This window comes from Lutispora thermophila DSM 19022, from assembly GCF_900142105.1.
GTDB classification, from domain to species: Bacteria; Bacillota; Clostridia; order Lutisporales; family Lutisporaceae; genus Lutispora; species Lutispora thermophila.
Window position 1 is genome coordinate 62,507 of the sequence record NZ_FQZS01000018.1, and the last position, 17,805, is coordinate 80,311.

Consider the following 17,805-nt stretch of genomic DNA (forward strand, 5'->3'; position numbering starts at 1 on the left):
CTATTCCACAGTCGGTTTTTCTGTACAATTTCATTTTAATATAGAAAAATTTAATTGGAAAGCTACTAAATCAGTATATAATACATATAGCTCTAATGGCTTTACATGATAAAATATACTGTAGAAAGAACATAAGTTGTTGTGATAGCATATATACGGGATGTGATAGATATGAACATATTGAATGGGGAAAATATAAGCAAAAGCTATAGTGAAAAAATATTATTAAAAAACGTTAGCTTGAGCATAAGTGAAGGTGACAAGATAGGGATAATTGGCATAAACGGTACTGGAAAAAGTACATTGTTGAAAATAATAGCAGGCATTGAAGTACCTGATGAAGGCAAAATAACCAAGGGAAGTTCCATCAGCATAGAATATCTTCCACAAAGCCCAGATTTTCATCCTGAGGTTACTGTGCTGGAACAAGTATTCAGAGGTGATACAGCTGTAATGAAGGTTATCAGAGAATATGAAAAGGCCCTGGAAGCCAATGATGCAGAAGCTATAATGAGACTTACCAGGGATATGGATGCTGTAGATGCCTGGAACATAGAAGTGGAAGCTAAAACCATACTTACAAAGTTTGGCATAAGGGATTTTAATGCCAAGATAGGTACCCTATCGGGAGGACAAAAAAAGCGCATTGCTTTAGCTGCGGCCCTTATCAATCCTTCTGATTTATTGATACTGGATGAGCCCACTAATCATTTGGATAATGATATAATAGACTACTTGGAAGGTTATCTAAACAAGAGAAAAGGTGCTCTTCTCATGGTAACCCATGACAGATACTTTTTGGAGAGGGTTACAAACAAGATAATAGAACTGGACAGAGGTAAGCTCTATGAATATTATGGGAATTATAATCAATTCCTGGAGAAAAAACTGTTGAGAGAAGAAATTGAGAGAGCCAATGAGGAGAAAAGGCAAAATCTCCTAAGGAGAGAGCTGGCTTGGATAAAAAGGGGAGCAAAGGCACGAACCACAAAACAGAAAGCAAGGATTCAACGCTTTGAAGAGTTGAAAGACAAAGAACCTGAGTTTATAGATAAAAACATTGAAATATCTGTAGCTAGCAGCAGGTTGGGTAAAAAGGTTATTGAAATATATGACATATCCAAATCCTATGGAGAAAAAAAGATAATAAGGAATTTCAGTTATATACTGTTAAGGGATGACAGGGTTGGTATAGTAGGTCCCAATGGTATAGGCAAATCCACATTGTTAAATATAATAGCTGGGAAAATGGAACCAGACAGCGGTCGTGTGGAAATTGGCGATACTGTCCGAATAGGTATGTTTTCTCAGGAAACCTATCATATGGATGAGAATATGAGGGCTATAGAGTATGTGAAGGAGGGCGCTGAATACATCACCAATGCAGAAGGCTATAGGCTTACTGCTTCACAGATGATGGAGACCTTTCTTTTCGACCCAACACTCCAATGGACACCTATAGGGAAACTCTCCGGTGGTGAAAGAAGGCGCCTTCATCTTTTGAGAGTGTTGATGGAAGCTCCAAATGTGCTGCTTTTAGATGAGCCTACCAATGATTTGGATATTGAGACATTGACCATATTGGAAGACTATTTGGAAGGCTTTCCCGGTGCAGTCATCACAGTATCCCACGACAGATATTTTCTTGATAAGGTAGTGGATAAGATTTTCTACTTTGAAGGTGATGGCTATATTTCGCAGCATACAGGTAATTACTCTGACTTGAAAGAAAAACTTGATAAAGAAATAGCTGATAAAGAGGATGGAAAGGACAATAAGTCGAAAGAAGCGGATGCTAATAAAGAAAGACGGGAAAAACCAAAAACATTGAAGTTCACATACAAGGAACAAAAGGAATACGAGGAAATAGACAATATAATAGCTTCCATAGAGCAAAGGATTCGGGAATTGGAAATGGAGATTGAAAAAGCTGCTTCTGATTACGAGCGATTGCAACAATTGCTTAGTGATAAGGAAGAACAGGAAAAACTGTTGGAAGAAAAGATGGAGAGATGGGTATATCTCAATGAACTGGCAGAAAAAATAGAAGAATCCAAGAAGCAAAAGTAGAATGAATTTACTGTATTTATGGCTTCTTTTGGATTCTAAGCAAATTAAGAGGTTGCTATACAACTAGCAATTTGCAGTTGCAAAGCAACCTCTTATTGATTTAGAAATTAATTATTCCTATGGAATTTAAAAATACTATTACAAGTAATGCAGGAGTTATATATTTCAAAATGCTTATATAGAACTTTATCATACCGTCATTGTTTAATGTTTTATGGTTAGACAACTCATAACTTAATTGGTCCTTATTTGCTACATATCCAACAAATATTGTTATTAGCAATCCTCCTATAGGCAGCATAATATTAGAGGATAGGTAGTCAAACAAGTCGAAGAATCCTTTGCCGGCGATTACTACATTTCCGAAGACACTTTTAGGATGGACAGTCAATAGGCCTATAATCAATATGAGTCCAGAGGACAAGAGTACAGCTTTGTTTCTTGACATCTGCTTTTCTTCTATGAAAAAGGCTACTGGTACTTCTACAAGGGACAGCATGGCTGTTGTGGCAGCAATGGATGTAAGAATGAAAAATGCTACCAATAATACATTTCCAAGGGGTATTTTGGAGAATACCAGTGGAATAGTTTTAAACAACAATCCAGGGCCCATTCCAGGTTCCATGCCGAAGGTAAATACCACAGGGAATATGGCTATTCCGGCAAGCAGTGATACCAAGGTATCAGAAAGAGCTACTCTTGCAGATGTGGCAAACAGGTTATTATCATTGGTAAAGTAGCTGCCGTAGGTTGTCATAGTGCCCATGCCCAAAGAAAGCTTAAAGAATGCTAAACCTAATGCAGATAAAACTGCAGATGCAGATAGCTTTGAAAAATCAGGGAGGAACAAGAAACTAAGACCTTGTTTTGCACCTTCAAGGGTTAAAGCCCTTATGCAACATATTATCACCAAAGCAAACAATAATGGCAGCAAAGTTTTTGTTATTTTTTCTATTCCGTTTTTTACACCTGCAATAAGTATTATGGAAACAACAGTTACAGCGATGAATTGCCATACAAAGGGAGATATGGAACCACTGACGGCCGCATCATATTGGCTGCTGGCATTCAAAGCAGCATCTTCCATGGACATGGATGCCAAAGGTAAAAAATCTCCCTTTAATGCTTTAAATACATAAGAATAAACCCAGCCTGCTACGCTGCTGTAAAAAAACATGATGAACAATGAAGATAGAACTCCCATATAACCTATGGTTTTCCAAAAAGGTTTTGCCTTAAGGGCCTCAAAAGCTCCTACAGCATTCTTCCTAGTGCTTCTGCCTATGTAGAATTCAGATATCATTATAGGCATGCCTACCAGTAATATACATATAAAATAAATGAGAACAAAGGCACCGCCTCCGTTTTCACCAACCATATATGGAAATTTCCATATGTTGCCTAAGCCTACGGCAGATCCTAATGTTGCAAAGAATACTGCCAGACCTGACGAGAAAGTTTCTCTTTTGTTATTACTGTTGTTCATTTTACGGCCTCCTTAATAACTATTATAAAATCTCTCATCCCTATGATTCCGGTATCACAGGGATAAGAGATTTAAATGTACAAGCATGCAGCAACTATTAGATATATTATATTGAATTTGTGTGAATGTCAATAATTTATCAAACTTAATGAAGTTTTACTCAATTGGCATTTTCATTTTATAACTGTAATAAAATATCAATCTTATGGCTTTCTTTAATTAACACCTATCGTGATGAAATTTTTAACAAATCTAAATAAAAAGAATAGAAGATTCTTTTAATCATCTCTCTTTTTATGAAAGCTTCCATAGGAGGCCTCCTTTAATTTAAAAAATGTGATAATATTAATAGAGACTATTTTGAGAGGGATGTTTATATGAGCAAATCATTGGTATTGGCTGAGAAACCTTCCGTAGGAAGGGATTTAGCAAGAGTTTTAAACTGCAATAAAAAAGGAAACGGTTTTTTGGAAGGAGAAAAATATATTGTGACTTGGGCTCTTGGTCATCTGGTGACATTAGCAGACCCGGAAGCCTATGGAGATAAATATGCAGTATGGAGATTGGAAGATCTACCCATACTGCCAAAGGAATTGAAGCTGGTGGTAATAAGGGAGACAGCCAAGCAGTACTCTATAGTACGAGAGCAGATGAAAAGAAATGATGTAGGAGAAATCATTATTGCTACCGATGCAGGTCGTGAAGGAGAGTTGGTGGCCAGATGGATAATAGAAAAGGCTCAGATAAGAAAGCCTATAAAAAGGCTTTGGATTTCTTCTGTTACAGATAAGGCTATAAAAGAAGGATTTGCCAAGTTGAAAAGCGGTAAGGAGTATGAAAACCTTTATGCTTCTGCTGTAGCTCGTGCCGAAGCAGACTGGTTGGTAGGCATCAATGCCACAAGAGCGTTAACTTGCAAATTCAATGCACAGCTTTCCTGCGGCAGGGTACAGACGCCTACATTGGCTATGGTGGCTCATCGGGAAGAGGAGATTAAAAACTTCAAGCCAAGGGAGTACTATGGAATAAATGCCGTAGCAAAGGGTATAAAATTCATATGGCAGGATTCAAAGACCAGGGAAACGAGGATGTTTGACAAGGATAAATGCGATAGGATAATTGCTTATATTAAAAATAAAGATGGAATTGTGACTGAGGTGAATAAAACCTATAAGAAAAGCTTTTCGCCTCATTTATACGACCTGACGGAGCTTCAAAGAGACGGCAACAGGCTCTTTGGCTTTTCTGCAAAAGAGACCCTGTCCATAATGCAAAGCCTCTATGAAAACCATAAGCTTCTAACCTATCCAAGGACTGATTCCAGATTTTTATCCTCAGATATGGTAGATACTTTGGAAGAAAGGGTAAAAGCTTGCGGAGTGGGAAGTTACTCGGTTGCAGCCGCAAAAATACTGAGAGGTACTATAAAAGGAAACAAGAATTTTGTGGACGACAGCAAGGTATCTGACCATCACGCTATTATACCTACAGAGCAGAAGGCTAATATGGCCAAGCTCAGTGACAGAGAAAGAAAAATATATGACCTGGTGGTAAAAAGGTTTTTCGCAGTGTTATTCCCACCTTTTGAATATGAAGAAACAACCATAAAGGCAAAAATAGGTGACGAAACCTTTATAGCAAAAGGTAAAACCGTTATTAACTTTGGATGGAAGGAAGTCTACAATAATAATTTTGATTCCGATGAAGAAGATGAAGATTTCAGAGGAGGGTTGAAAGATCAGCTGTTGCCTAAAGTGGAAAAGGGAGAAAAGCTTAATATTAATTCTCTGGTTCAAACAAGGGGTATGACAAAGCCGCCTGCCCCCTTCAATGAAGCCACATTGCTGTCTGCCATGGAGAACCCTGTAAAATACATGGCAGATGCCGGAAAGGATTTGATAAAGACCATCGGTGAGACAGGGGGAATAGGCACAGTTGCTACCAGGGCGGACATAATAGATAAGCTTTTTAACACCTTCCTTTTAGAGAAAAAGGGAAAAGATATTTATATAACCTCCAAGGGGAGACAACTGCTTCAACTGGTGCCGGAGGAGTTGAAGTCTCCTGCTTTGACAGCTCAGTGGGAGCAGAAACTAAGTGCCATATCCAAAGGTGCTCTGGACAAGGATATATTCTTAGACAATATGAGGAATTACACAAAGGATATCGTAAGTCAGATTAGAAACAGCGAAGGCAAGTTCAAGCATGACAACATGACAAGAACCAAGTGTCCCAGATGTGGGAAATATATGCTGGAGGTCAACGGCAAGAAGGGCAAGATGCTCATATGTCAGGACAGAGATTGTGGGTACAGGGAAGCTATAGCAAGGATAACTAACGCAAGATGCCCAAATTGCCACAAAAAGCTGGAGCTTCATGGAGAAGGAGAAGGCCAGATATTCATATGCAGCTGTGGCTATAGAGAAAAGCTGTCTGCCTTCAATGAGAGAAAGAAAAAAGAAAATACAGAAGTATCCAAGAAGGAAGTGTTAAATTATCTGAAGAAACAGAGCAAAGAAAAGGAAGAACCGATTAACACAGCTCTGGCAGATGCATTGGCAAAACTGAAACTGAAGTAGCAGCAGCGAAGGCAGTTATTTAATTTCGTATTTGTCAATGTTAATTGATAGCTGTAATATTATATATAATAAAAATAGCAGATTTAGATAAAGGAGCATGGAAATGATATATATTTGTACACCTTGATGTATTGCATAATGGGCTATAGGAAGTTTCCTTTAATCTATAGGAAGCTTGTTCCAATGCATTTTGGAGGTGTACATTTCATGAGTTTTAATAGAAATTACACCCTGTTGCGCATTATTGCATTTTTACAGGGTTTTGTTTTTTATGGTCCTATTGCAACCATCTACAGGCAGTCAAGAGTCATATCCATATATGATATATTTCTTATCGAGTCAATATTCATGGTGCTTACCATATTATTTGAGGTACCATGGGGAATTTTTGACGATAGGTATGGCTATAAGATTACATTGGTCATTTCATTGTTTATGAACTTTATATCTAAAATAGTTTTCTATAGGACGTATTCCTTTCAAATGTTTCTGCTTGAAAGAGTAATTTTGGCTGTTTCTGTTTCCGGGGTTTCGGGATGCGATGTAGCCTTGTTGTATAGCTCGGTTGGCAAGAGTGATTATGAGAAAGCCTATGGGAGATATTATGCTTTAAGCGTAGTTGGTTTTCTCATTGCTACTTCTTTATCCTGGCATATTGCTTCTGTATCAATGGAACTTACTGCGTATCTAACTATTTATCCTTATGGTATTGCAGCAGCGGCAGCATTTTTTATTAAAGAACCGAGAGTAAGCAAGGGTAATGCTTCTAATACCATTGAGACTCTTAAAATGGCTTTTGCAAATAAAAGGATTCTCATGTTTTTATTTTCTATGGCATTGATTAATGAATCTACTCATGCCATAACTACTTTTCTCAACCAGATTCAATATCAGAGAAGCGGAATCTATATCAAGTACTATGGGATCATATTGGTATTGGTGGAGTTGCCTACATTGTTGTCGTCAAAACCTATAAGCTATCTCAAAGATATGGGCAAAAAATCTTTATAAAATAGAAATGAAATGCTTCTTGTAAAAATATAACCTTGAAAAATCATCGCCTTTAATTTATACTTTCCTAGGTAAGTATAAATTGTCTTAAATATAGATACTAGATTATATAGTATTATTGAAAGAGGTTATAAAATGAAGCTAGGTATAGTAGGACTACCAAATGTAGGGAAAAGCACCCTTTTTAATGCACTGACCCAGGCAGGGGCAGAGTCTGCCAATTATCCCTTTTGCACCATTGAACCCAATGTAGGAGTTGTTCCTGTTCCGGATAATAGGCTCGATGTGCTGGCGAAGATGTTTAACTCTCAGAAGATAGTGCCTGCCTCAATAGAATTTGTAGATATTGCAGGCTTGGTGAGAGGGGCCAGCAAAGGAGAAGGATTGGGAAACAAGTTTCTGTCCAACATAAGAGAGGTAGATGCAATAATCCATGTGGTAAGATGCTTTGAAGATGAAAACATTGTCCATGTGGACAGCACCATAGATCCTATAAGAGATATAGAGACCATCAATCTGGAGCTCATTCTTTCCGACATCGAAGTTCTTGGAAGAAGGCTTGACAAGGCTAAGAAAGCGGCAAAAGGAGATAAGAAATATGAGCAGGAAGTAGCCTGGATTGAAAAGATTATAGATGCTTTGAATTCAGGGAAAGCTGCCCGATCAGTTAAATTTGAAAGTGAAGAAGAGGCGAAGTTTGCTGATAGCCTTTTCCTTCTTACTACTAAATCTGTGATATATGTATGCAATGTAGCTGAAGATGATGTTTCTGATGATGGTATGAGCAATGACTTTGTAAAAAAAGTCAGAGAATATGCAGAGAGCGAAAACAATGAAGCCATGGTTGTCTGTGCAAAAATTGAAGAAGAGATCTCAAACTTGCCTAAGGAAGAAAAGGACGAGTTTATTGAGGCACTGGGAATTGGCGAGTCAGGTCTTGACAGGCTGATAAAATCCAGCTACAGGCTTTTGAATCTCATCAGTTTTTTAACGGCAGGAGAAAAAGAAAGCCGAGCCTGGACCATAACAAAAGGAACAAAGGCACCGCAGGCAGCAGGAAAGATTCACTCTGATTTTGAGAGAGGTTTCATTAGAGCTGAAATCGTAGCCTATGACGATCTTATTTCCTGCGGAAGTTATGCTGCAGCAAAGGAAAAGGGGCTTGTAAGACTAGAAGGTAAAGAGTATGTAATGAAAGATGGAGACATCTGCAATTTCAGATTTAATGTGTAAAGGAGTGGGAAAACCGCTCCTTTCTTATAATGATTCTCCCAAATCTTTTTTTGCTTCATGCTTATAACTGTATAAAACAGGTATATATAATAAACTGAATACAATCAGCATTAGCATCTCAAGCCATATAATGTAAAATGGCCAGGGTCCTAAAATATCGATTAATGACGGAGTTTCAGGTTTGTGACCTATAAAGAGATAATTTGTTTTGAATATCATATTTACTATAAAAACAAATGCTGCATATATATTTGTAGTTAATAAAATTCTTTTTAGTGAGCCTTTTCTTACTTTTTTGTTTTCAACAAAAATGAAATATATAACGGTGGCTATTATAAGGCCATGGGACAGAAATACTTGAAAGAACCTGAAATGAGGGAATCCATAAGTGGAGATATCCGGTGTCAATAATGCTTGAGTTGCTCCTCCCAATCCCCAGAAATAGATTATTTCAAACAAGGATTGATCGTACTTAATTAAAATTATAGTACAAAAAATTATTGACATACTGCAAAGATGCAGGGAAAACATGGATTCGAGATTATAATCCTGATAAAAACAAATCCATAACCTTACTAAGATCTCTTGTATGGGAAGCATAAAAAGCAGAAACCTCTTATAGTGTTTACGAATTGCTTCTGATCTATTGGAGAGTTTTGTTAATATGGCAATGGACAATATGACACTAATTAGAGCGAATATATGGCTTGTCCCAAATAACTGAAATGGTTTTATAATACTTGGTTCTTTGCTTATAAATTCATAAAACGACATTATTCAGCACCTTCCGTCGAATTTTTGATGATGAAAAATATTATATCATAGTTTATGATTAACTGTAGCCAAAATTATGATAAAAAATAGGGACTATAATTGCTAGTCCCTATATGGATTCTACAAACTGAACCTTTAACCCATTAGGATCTAATACATAGAAGAATTTGGTATTTGGATTAGGTTGGAATGGTCCGCTGTGGATGCCTATTCCCTTTTCTTTCAAGAAAGCCATCATATTATCTAAAGAATCTACCTGGAATCCAATGGAAATGCTTCGACCCATATTGAAGTTTTTTACATTTTCGTTGCTTATTAATTCTAACTTTGTCTCCCCATCTCCAAGGAATGCTATCTCTATTCCGGGCCCTGTCTGAAATCTGTTATGAACAGGAAGACCAACAACTTCTTGATAAAACCTGAGGGATTCTTCCATATTTTTTACTGTTAATGTAGTCCAGCAGAATTTCATCTTTATTCACCTCGTTTTTTAATTTCATACTATATATGTTTCAAGTCAATATTTACAAGTCGTACTATGCTTTAACTTACTGAAAATATTGGCGGTTGGGATTTATATTTATATCAAAGGATAACCTGCTTATGGATTTATATTCACAAAACAGGTTATCGACGATGTTATACAAAATATGGCAAGCAGCAGTTTGAAATTTAGTATTTTAGAATTAGAGAGAAATATGAAAAATAGTACAAAAGTATCAGATATATTTACACCTATTGGCGATTTATGTATGATAATATATAATCATGTATAAATTTTGACCTTGATATATATTTGAAGTTATCCTAATGGACATAGGATGTGATTTTGCTATGCTTAAGATAATATTATTTATGCCACTGGCTGGTGTTCTTGTACTCTTGGTATGTAATAATGCAATAAAACTTCTTGATTATTTTCTATTAAAAAGAAACTATAAACTTTCCGAGAAATTTTCTTACTTTCTTGTGGGACTTATGGCCTTGCTTATATCTGCTTTCATTGGAAAAGGCATTATATATAAATTAATGTAATTATATCATATATTTCTTAACTTACTTGCCATAATGAAAAATATTAATAAGGGGAGAGATGTTATGTCAAAGATGATAAGCATGTTAGAAAAATTCAGAATAGTGGAAAAATCATCCAGTGGAAGTGGACAAGGAGTGACAGATAATGAAAAAAAGAAAGAAGAGCTGAGTTTTTCACAAAAAGTGAATGAATCAAGCAAGCAACTACAAAACAACAGTAACGAACCAAAACCACAAAAAAAGGAAAATAACAGTTCCGGATTTGAAAGAGTCAGCTATGATAAAAATAAGACCATAGAAGAAATATACGCTATTTATGAGATGGAGAACAGCAATATTAATACAATTTTCATGCTTGGAAACTTTATAAATGCTCTACCGGAAAATCTGCCTTATGCTGTACATAAAGCTTCGGTAATGAATATAATTAATGCATCTAATACAAATATCAATATTCTTATGTCTGACGGAGAAAGAAGATTAAAGGCCCTTAATGAGTTTGCCAAGGATTATAATAATGCTGTAAATGCTACAATTCAAAAACACAAGGAAGAAATAAAGAAGTTAAAGCAGATGATAGATTATTACGAGCAAGAAATAGTTGCCAAGCAAAAAATGCTGGAGGAACAGAACAATATTATAAAATATGAGATACAGAGAATAAATAATATTATGAGTTTCTTCAGGAAAGAAGAGTAGCATATATAAATATACCTTAGGATTAGAGGGATTCTATGGATTATAGAGAATATAGACTTACCAAAGCTGCTAAAATTACTTGTTTGGAATTCGCTATATGTATTATTGGATTGCTCCTTGGCTTCTTTTGGGAAATTAATGATAAAAATGAGCAGTGGAATGATCTCATATATCCGGGTATTAAGGTGGCAGGAATAGATTTAGGAGGCAAAACAAAATTAGAGGGCAATAAAATCATCGAGGCTGAATACATAACTCCTCTGCTGGAAAAAGGACTCAATGTTATTGTAGATGGTAAGACTTATAAATTGGACTGTTCTAGGCTTATAAAGTCTTATGATATTGAAACTGGGGTTCTCAAGGCTTTTGAAACCGGCAAGGCTTTGAGTTCCATAAATAAATACAAAATCATAAAGCATGGGATTTCCCATGGGTATGATATTAGTTATGAGTATGACGAAGACTATCTTAGAGAATTTAGCAGCATTGTTGAAATGGATATAAACAGAGAACCGGAAGACGCAAAGATCAGTGTGAACTTTGAAGATAAAATTCAAGTTGTGGATGACATTAAAGGTTATAGGCTTGATGTGGAAAAGCTTGAAGAAGAAGTAAAGAAAGGCATAGAATCGGGTGCTTTAAATGAAATTGTAATAGATGCCCCTTTAATAGAGACAAAGGCATCTATCACTGGGGAGGATTTGCATGTAATAGATGCAAAAATATCTTCCGCAAGCACAAATTTTTTTTCTTCTTCAGTTGCCAGAATAAAAAATATTGAACTGGCTGCCAGTGCTATCAATGGAATTGTGCTTATGGATGGAGAAGTCTTCAGTTTTAATGAGCGTGTTGGAGAAAGGACAAGAGAAAGAGGATTTCAGGTAGCACCTGTACTGGAAGATGGAAGCTATAAGCTAGGTATTGGAGGAGGCATATGCCAAGTATCCTCTACACTTTACAAAGCCATGTTGGACAGCGGGCTGAAGGTAATAGAAAGAAAAGCTCACGGTCTGGCTCCCTCTTATATAGGTTTAGGCTTGGATGCCACAGTTTCCTGGGGTAGCATTGATTTAAAGATGAAGAACGATTTAGGATATCCACTCCTCATTGAAGCCTATATAAAAGATAAAAATATTTACATTGACTTATTTTCAAGTTCCAATTTGAAAAATCGTACATATGTAATTAAGAATGACGTATACCAAAAGATTCTCCCCAAAACTGAAATTGTATCGGATGTCGATCTGCCTCTAGGGGATGTTCTTGTTGTAAAAAAGGGATCGCCGGGTTATAAAGTGAGGGTTATACGAGAAGCTTATGAAAATGGTCAATTGATAGGTACGGAAGTCATTTCTGAAGATATATACAAGCCTGTGAACCAAATAGTAAAACGCGGGATAAAAAATAATATGTGATAGTATATAAAAAACCTTTGCATTATATAAATAATGATGTTATACTTAATGAGAAGTATAGCAAAGCTGTACTTTAAAGATTAAAACAGGATTAACAACATTTCTCCTTTGAAGCGTTGAGTCAATCAGTTTTAAACTTTAAAAAATTGAAAAGGAGGAATGTTGAAATGGCAGATAAGACAATTACTTGCAAAGATTGCGAAAAAGAATTCGTTTTTACAGAAGGCGAACAGGCTTTTTACAAGGAAAAGGGTTTTGAAAATGAGCCCCAGAGATGCCCGGAATGTAGAAGAGCTAGAAAACAGCAGAACAACAGGGGTTTTAGAAAATAACTCCATATATGTAAAAACAGGGCTGTGCTTTTGTTAAAGTGCACAGCTCTTTTTTCATGCTTTTATTGTCCATTTCTTGTTGTATCTTTTTTCAATTCTTTTTATGATATGTATTTATATGATTTATCCCCGTTTAAGCGTGTTTAATATTTTGTGTAATAAAGCTAATTAAGCAAATTGTCTATTAGCAACAGTTGAAATACTGTTATAGCAAAATATGTCGAATTTTGTTTTAAATTATGTTCAGTGCTCATCTTGTTAAATTTCTGACTATATGGTTTAATGTTGATACAAATGGCACAAATATAAACCAAAATATTGACTGATTTGTCATATATTTTCCCAATGGAATGAAAACATTCCAAAATAAATATGCTGATATTATTGGTCTCTCAATTATAAAGGGGTGTGCAAATCGCTTTTTTGGCATGTAAATTGCGATACATTAAAGGAGGGATGAAAAATGAAGAACAGAAAGATCAAATTATCTTTTTCCGAAGATATACCACATCTTACCTATAGAACTTTATCAGTACTATATAAACATAATGCTCCTATTATTTTGATGGAAGTATATGCTTATGTATGTTATATAAATTTACATCCTGTTACTGATGAAGTATGGGAGAGCATAAAAAAGGATTTATCCAACATTGACGGGTGGGAAAGCATTGAAGAGATAGATCTGTTTCCTTTTGAAGAAAAAGATACTGAGATGAAGAATGTGTTGGACATCATTCCTCATGGTGTAATTCTGATAAACAAAAAAGGAGATATAAAGTATATCAATAATTATGTTGCAGAGAAGATATTTTTTACAAATGGAAAGGATATAAAGGGAGTAAATATTAGAAAGTACATAAATGACTATGATAAGCTTTTGGCATCTTTGAGAAAGAGCAATAGTAGAAAGCCCATGGTTACGGAAGAAATTGAAATAGGAAATCAATTATATAGTGCTAATCTGCAAGTTATTAGAAACGATGAATATGTTGCCACAGGATTTTTAATGTCATTATATGATATTGATAGATCTAATGTGTTTAATAGATATGATAATCCAATTACTTTTGATGATATTATTGGCGAAAGTAACAAGATGATTGATGCCATAAATCAGGGAAAACTCTATTCTAAATCAGATTCACCTGTTTTAATTACGGGAGAAAGCGGAACTGGAAAAGAACTTTTTGCCAGAGCCATACATAACGAAAGCAGCAGAAAAGACAAGCCTTTTATTGCCATAAACTGTGCAGCAATACCGGATCAGCTGTTGGAGAGCGAATTGTTTGGATACGAGCCTGGTACATTTACCGGAGGAATTAAGGAAGGTAAAGCTGGAATTTTTGAGATTGCTCATAAAGGCACCGTATTTTTAGATGAGATAGGTGAAATGCCACCACATCTACAGGCAAAATTGCTCCGTGTGCTTCAGGAAAAAAAGGTAAGGAGAGTAGGAGGTTCTAAAGAAATTCCCTTTGACGTGAGACTAATAACTGCTACAAATCGAAATATTGATGAAATGGTAAAGGCTAAGGAGTTCAGACTGGACTTGTTATTCAGAATCAATATTTTTAACATCAATATTCCACCTTTAAGGGAAAGAAAGGAAGACATTCCAATTCTGTTTGAACATTTTACGAGGATTTACTCGGAAAGATACAATAAGCACATTGATGGGATAGAACAGAATGCAATGAGAAAACTTATTAATTACAATTGGCCGGGAAATGTGAGAGAGTTTCAGAATGTGTTAGAAAGAGCCATTGCTTTAGCCACCAAAAGAGAGATCTCAGCCAAGGATATTATACTCAATTATTCCCTTGTTCCGGATTCAGGATTAATAGATAATTCATTAACAAAAAGCATTGAAAACCTTGAAAAGAAAATGATTGTAGAAAGTTTAAAAACAAGCAATAGCATAAGAGAGGCAGCTAGAAACCTTCAAGTTACCCATACTTTGCTAATCAATAGGATGAAAAAGTATGGGATAAACAAGGACAAGCTTGATGTTTAGATGAAATTAACCTCTCAAGATGAGGGTTAATTAATAAATATTAGGAGGTATGTTAATGGAGAATTTAAACAAAAAAAGTAATGGCAAAGCATTGATCCCATTTCTAATCTTTATCATCGTGTATATGGGAACAGGCTTAGTTCTTCAAGCTCAAGGAGTGGACATGGCATTTTATCAATTGCCAGCTCCGGTAGCTGCGCTTGTAGCAGTTATTTTCGCATTCATAATGTTTAAAGGAAGCATCGACGAGAAATTCAACACATTTGTTAAGGGCTGTGGAGACGAGAATATCATAATAATGTGCATAATTTTTATATTGGCAGGAGCTTTCTCTACAGTATCAAAATCTATGGGTGCAGTTGATTCAACTGTAAACTTTGCTTTAACATTGATTCCAGCACAGTACATAACAGCAGGTCTCTTCATTATATCCTGTTTTATTTCATTAGCTACGGGTACCTCGGTAGGAACAATAGTTGCGGTAGGACCGATTGCAGTAGGATTAGCTGAAAAGGGAGGTCTATATTTGCCTCTTGTTTTGGGAGCAATGATGGGGGGAGCTATGTTTGGAGATAACTTATCGGTTATTTCTGATACAACAATAGCAGCAACAAGAACTCAAGGTTGTGAGATGAAAGATAAGTTTAAGTGTAACTTCTTAATGGCATTCCCATTAGCAGTGCTTACATTTATACTTTTGCTTATATTTGGAAAACCAGTTCAAGCAGTAGCGGCTGGAGAGTATTCATATAGCATAGTAAAGATGTTGCCTTATATATTGGTTTTACTCACTTCATTAAAAGGAGTAAATGTATTTATAGTATTAACAGGTGGAATTCTAGTATCAGGAATAATAGGTTTAATTTATGGGGAATTTACTTTATTGGGTCTAGGACAACAAATTTATTCAGGATTTACTGGTATGTTTGAAATATTCTTGCTTTCCATGCTGATTGGTGGCCTTTCATATATGGTAGCTGAAGAAGGCGGAATACAATGGATTCTAGAGAAAGTAAAAGGAATGATAAAAGGAAGAAAATCCGCAGAAATTGGTATAGCCGCATTGGTGGGATTGACAGATGCTGCTACAGCGAACAATACAGTTGCTATTATCATAAATGGACCTATTGCTAAGCAAATTAGCAATGAATATAAGGTAGATCCAAGAAGATCAGCCTCATTGCTGGATTCATTCTCATGCATAATGCAAGGACTTATACCATATGGAGCACAAATGCTCATAGCTGTAGGATTTACAAATGGCTTAGTAAGTCCATTCCAAGTTATACCCCTTATGTGGTATGTATTTTTCCTAACTGTATTTGCAGTTGCTTCCATCTTTATTCCATTTACTGATGGAGCTATTAAAAAAGATCCATGGAATTTTGAACATGATATGCCTCAAAGTAAGCTAAAATGCTAATAAGCTTAATAAATATATATTGCCAATACTATCTATTTATTTAATATAAGGAGGAAATAATAATGAATAAGGAAAAACTAAGTAAGATGAAATTCTCAACAAGAGCAGTTCATGCTGGATATGAGAAGAATGAACACGGTGCATTGGCTACTCCAATATATCAAACTTCCACATTTATATTTGATTCAGCAGAACAGGGTGGAAGAAGATTTGCATTAGAAGAAGGAGGATATATTTATACAAGATTAGGTAATCCAACCAATACACAGGTTGAAGAAAAATTAGCCAGTCTAGAAAACGGAGAAGCAGCCGTATCTACAGCATCCGGAATAGGTGCGATAACATCTGTTATTTGGGCAGCAGTAAGCGCAGGAGATCATATAGTAGCAGCTAAGACCTTATATGGTTGTACATTTGCATATATGAACCATGGCTTGACCAGATTTGGTGTAGAGGTAGATTTTGTAGATACTTCAGACCCTGAAAATGTAAGAAAAGCTATGAAACCAAATACAAAGATAGTTTATCTTGAAACTCCAGCAAATCCAAATATGAATCTTGCTGATATAGAAGCTATTTCTAAAATCGCTCATGAAGTTGAAGGTTGTATTGTAGTAGTAGATAATACCTATTGCACACCTTATATTCAGAGACCTTTGGATTTAGGAGCAGATGTAGTAGTTCATTCTGCAACTAAATATTTAAATGGTCATGGTGATGTTATCGCTGGATTTGCAGTTGGTAAAAAAGCATTTATTGATCAAGTTAGATTAGTTGGCATAAAAGATATGACAGGTGCTTCTCTAAGCCCATTTGATGCATATCTAATTAATAGGGGAATGAAGACACTTGATATCAGAATGGAAAGACATTGTGCAAATGCTCAAAAGGTTGCAGAATTCTTAGAGAATCACCCAGCAGTATCATCTATCTATTATCCAGGATTAAAGAGCTTCCCACAATATGAACTGGCTAAGAAGCAAATGAAGTTGCCTGGAGCAATGATTGCGTTTGAACTTAAAGGCGGAATGGAAGCAGGTAAAAAATTAATGAACACTGTAGAGTTATGTACATTAGCTGTTAGCTTGGGTGACGCAGAAACACTGATCCAGCACCCAGCTAGCATGACTCATTCACCATATACTCCGGAAGAAAGAGCAGCAGCTGGAATATCAGAAGGATTAGTTAGATTATCAGTAGGTCTGGAAGACCCAGACGATATCATTGATGATCTGAAACAAGCACTGGATAAATTGGTTAAATAGAGACAACGGAGCTGTGGTACTAGCATAGAAAAGAAGCTGGTGTCCAGCTTCTTTTCTATGACACATAAGCAACTATCAAGAGCAGAAAGATTCAATACAGGAATAAACAATGTTGTTCTTAGATTATTCATTCTTAACTTAGCAAAAGAATTGGAGGATAAAAGATGGCAAGAAAGATGAAAACAATGGATGGTAACACCGCTGCAGCATATGCATCCTATGCTTTTACAGATGTAGCTGCAATATATCCCATTACACCATCTTCAGACATGGCAGAACATGTAGATGAATGGGCGGCTAATGGAAAGAAGAATATATTCGGTCAGGAAGTATTGGTAACAGAGCTTCAATCTGAAGCCGGTGCAGCCGGTGCTGTTCACGGAGCACTGACAGCAGGAGCTCTATCCTCTACCTATACCGCAAGCCAAGGATTGCTTCTAATGATTCCCAATATGTATAAAATAGC

The 17,805-nt window shown here is 36.0% G+C and carries 15 protein-coding genes; 12 read left to right on the forward strand and 3 right to left on the reverse strand.

Annotated elements, in window-relative coordinates; genetic code table 11:
* Positions 1-171 precede the first annotated feature (171 nt).
* Positions 172-2,070, forward strand: coding sequence for an ABC-F family ATP-binding cassette domain-containing protein (locus BUB48_RS12930; protein ID WP_073026646.1), 1,899 nt, complete (start codon positions 172-174; stop codon positions 2,068-2,070).
* Positions 2,071-2,170: 100 nt separating this feature from the next.
* Here the strand turns inward: BUB48_RS12930 and BUB48_RS12935 are convergent, their stop codons facing one another.
* The gene (locus BUB48_RS12935; RefSeq protein WP_073026647.1) at positions 2,171-3,556 is read right to left on the reverse strand and encodes a sodium-dependent transporter; all 1,386 of its coding nucleotides are present in this window, start codon (positions 3,554-3,556) and stop codon (positions 2,171-2,173) included.
* A 377-nt stretch (positions 3,557-3,933) separates the two neighbouring features.
* Here BUB48_RS12935 and BUB48_RS12940 point away from each other — a divergent pair, with 377 nt between their 5' ends.
* The 3 genes from BUB48_RS12940 (at position 3,934) to ychF (ending at position 8,379) form a co-directional block, all read left to right on the forward strand.
* Positions 3,934-6,135, forward strand: a complete 2,202-nt coding sequence (locus BUB48_RS12940) for a DNA topoisomerase III (protein WP_073026648.1) — start codon at positions 3,934-3,936, stop codon at positions 6,133-6,135.
* A 207-nt stretch (positions 6,136-6,342) separates the two neighbouring features.
* Complete coding sequence (locus BUB48_RS12945) at positions 6,343-7,146, forward strand: MFS transporter (protein WP_073026649.1); 804 nt, start codon at positions 6,343-6,345, stop codon at positions 7,144-7,146.
* 135 nt (positions 7,147-7,281) lie between these two features.
* Positions 7,282-8,379, forward strand: a complete 1,098-nt coding sequence (ychF, locus tag BUB48_RS12950; protein WP_073026650.1) for a redox-regulated ATPase YchF — start codon at positions 7,282-7,284, stop codon at positions 8,377-8,379.
* 24 nt (positions 8,380-8,403) lie between these two features.
* On the opposite strand, the gene BUB48_RS12955 is transcribed toward ychF, so the two are convergent.
* Together BUB48_RS12955 and BUB48_RS12960 are read right to left on the reverse strand one after the other, a co-directional pair.
* The gene (locus BUB48_RS12955; protein ID WP_073026651.1) at positions 8,404-9,153 is read right to left on the reverse strand and encodes a YwaF family protein; all 750 of its coding nucleotides are present in this window, start codon (positions 9,151-9,153) and stop codon (positions 8,404-8,406) included.
* A gap of 109 nt (positions 9,154-9,262) precedes the next feature.
* Entirely contained in the window at positions 9,263-9,625 is a 363-nt protein-coding gene (locus tag BUB48_RS12960) for a VOC family protein (protein WP_073026652.1), read from the reverse strand.
* A 338-nt stretch (positions 9,626-9,963) separates the two neighbouring features.
* Here BUB48_RS12960 and BUB48_RS12965 point away from each other — a divergent pair, with 338 nt between their 5' ends.
* The 8 genes from BUB48_RS12965 to BUB48_RS13000 form a co-directional block, all read left to right on the forward strand.
* Entirely contained in the window at positions 9,964-10,188 is a 225-nt protein-coding gene (locus tag BUB48_RS12965) for a hypothetical protein (RefSeq protein WP_073026653.1), read from the forward strand.
* A gap of 63 nt (positions 10,189-10,251) precedes the next feature.
* On the forward strand, positions 10,252-10,887 hold the full coding sequence (locus tag BUB48_RS12970) for a hypothetical protein (protein WP_073026654.1): 636 nt from the start codon (positions 10,252-10,254) through the stop codon (positions 10,885-10,887).
* A gap of 35 nt (positions 10,888-10,922) precedes the next feature.
* Positions 10,923-12,302: a VanW family protein gene (locus BUB48_RS12975; RefSeq protein ID WP_073026655.1), complete on the forward strand. Its 1,380-nt coding sequence runs from the start codon at positions 10,923-10,925 to the stop codon at positions 12,300-12,302.
* Between the two features lie 167 nt (positions 12,303-12,469).
* Entirely contained in the window at positions 12,470-12,634 is a 165-nt protein-coding gene (locus tag BUB48_RS12980) for a zinc-ribbon domain-containing protein (protein ID WP_073026656.1), read from the forward strand.
* Between the two features lie 463 nt (positions 12,635-13,097).
* A complete protein-coding gene (locus BUB48_RS12985; RefSeq protein ID WP_073026657.1) occupies positions 13,098-14,651 on the forward strand; it encodes a sigma-54 interaction domain-containing protein in 1,554 nt (517 codons plus the stop codon).
* A 55-nt stretch (positions 14,652-14,706) separates the two neighbouring features.
* Entirely contained in the window at positions 14,707-16,074 is a 1,368-nt protein-coding gene (locus tag BUB48_RS12990) for a Na+/H+ antiporter NhaC family protein (RefSeq protein WP_073026658.1), read from the forward strand.
* Positions 16,075-16,136: 62 nt separating this feature from the next.
* Positions 16,137-17,339 carry a methionine gamma-lyase gene (gene megL, locus BUB48_RS12995; protein ID WP_084524607.1) on the forward strand — a complete coding sequence of 401 codons (1,203 nt, stop codon included), beginning with the start codon at positions 16,137-16,139 and terminating at the stop codon, positions 17,337-17,339.
* A gap of 164 nt (positions 17,340-17,503) precedes the next feature.
* A partial coding sequence (locus BUB48_RS13000; RefSeq protein WP_139249988.1) for a hypothetical protein occupies positions 17,504-17,805 on the forward strand: 302 nt, incomplete at its 3' end.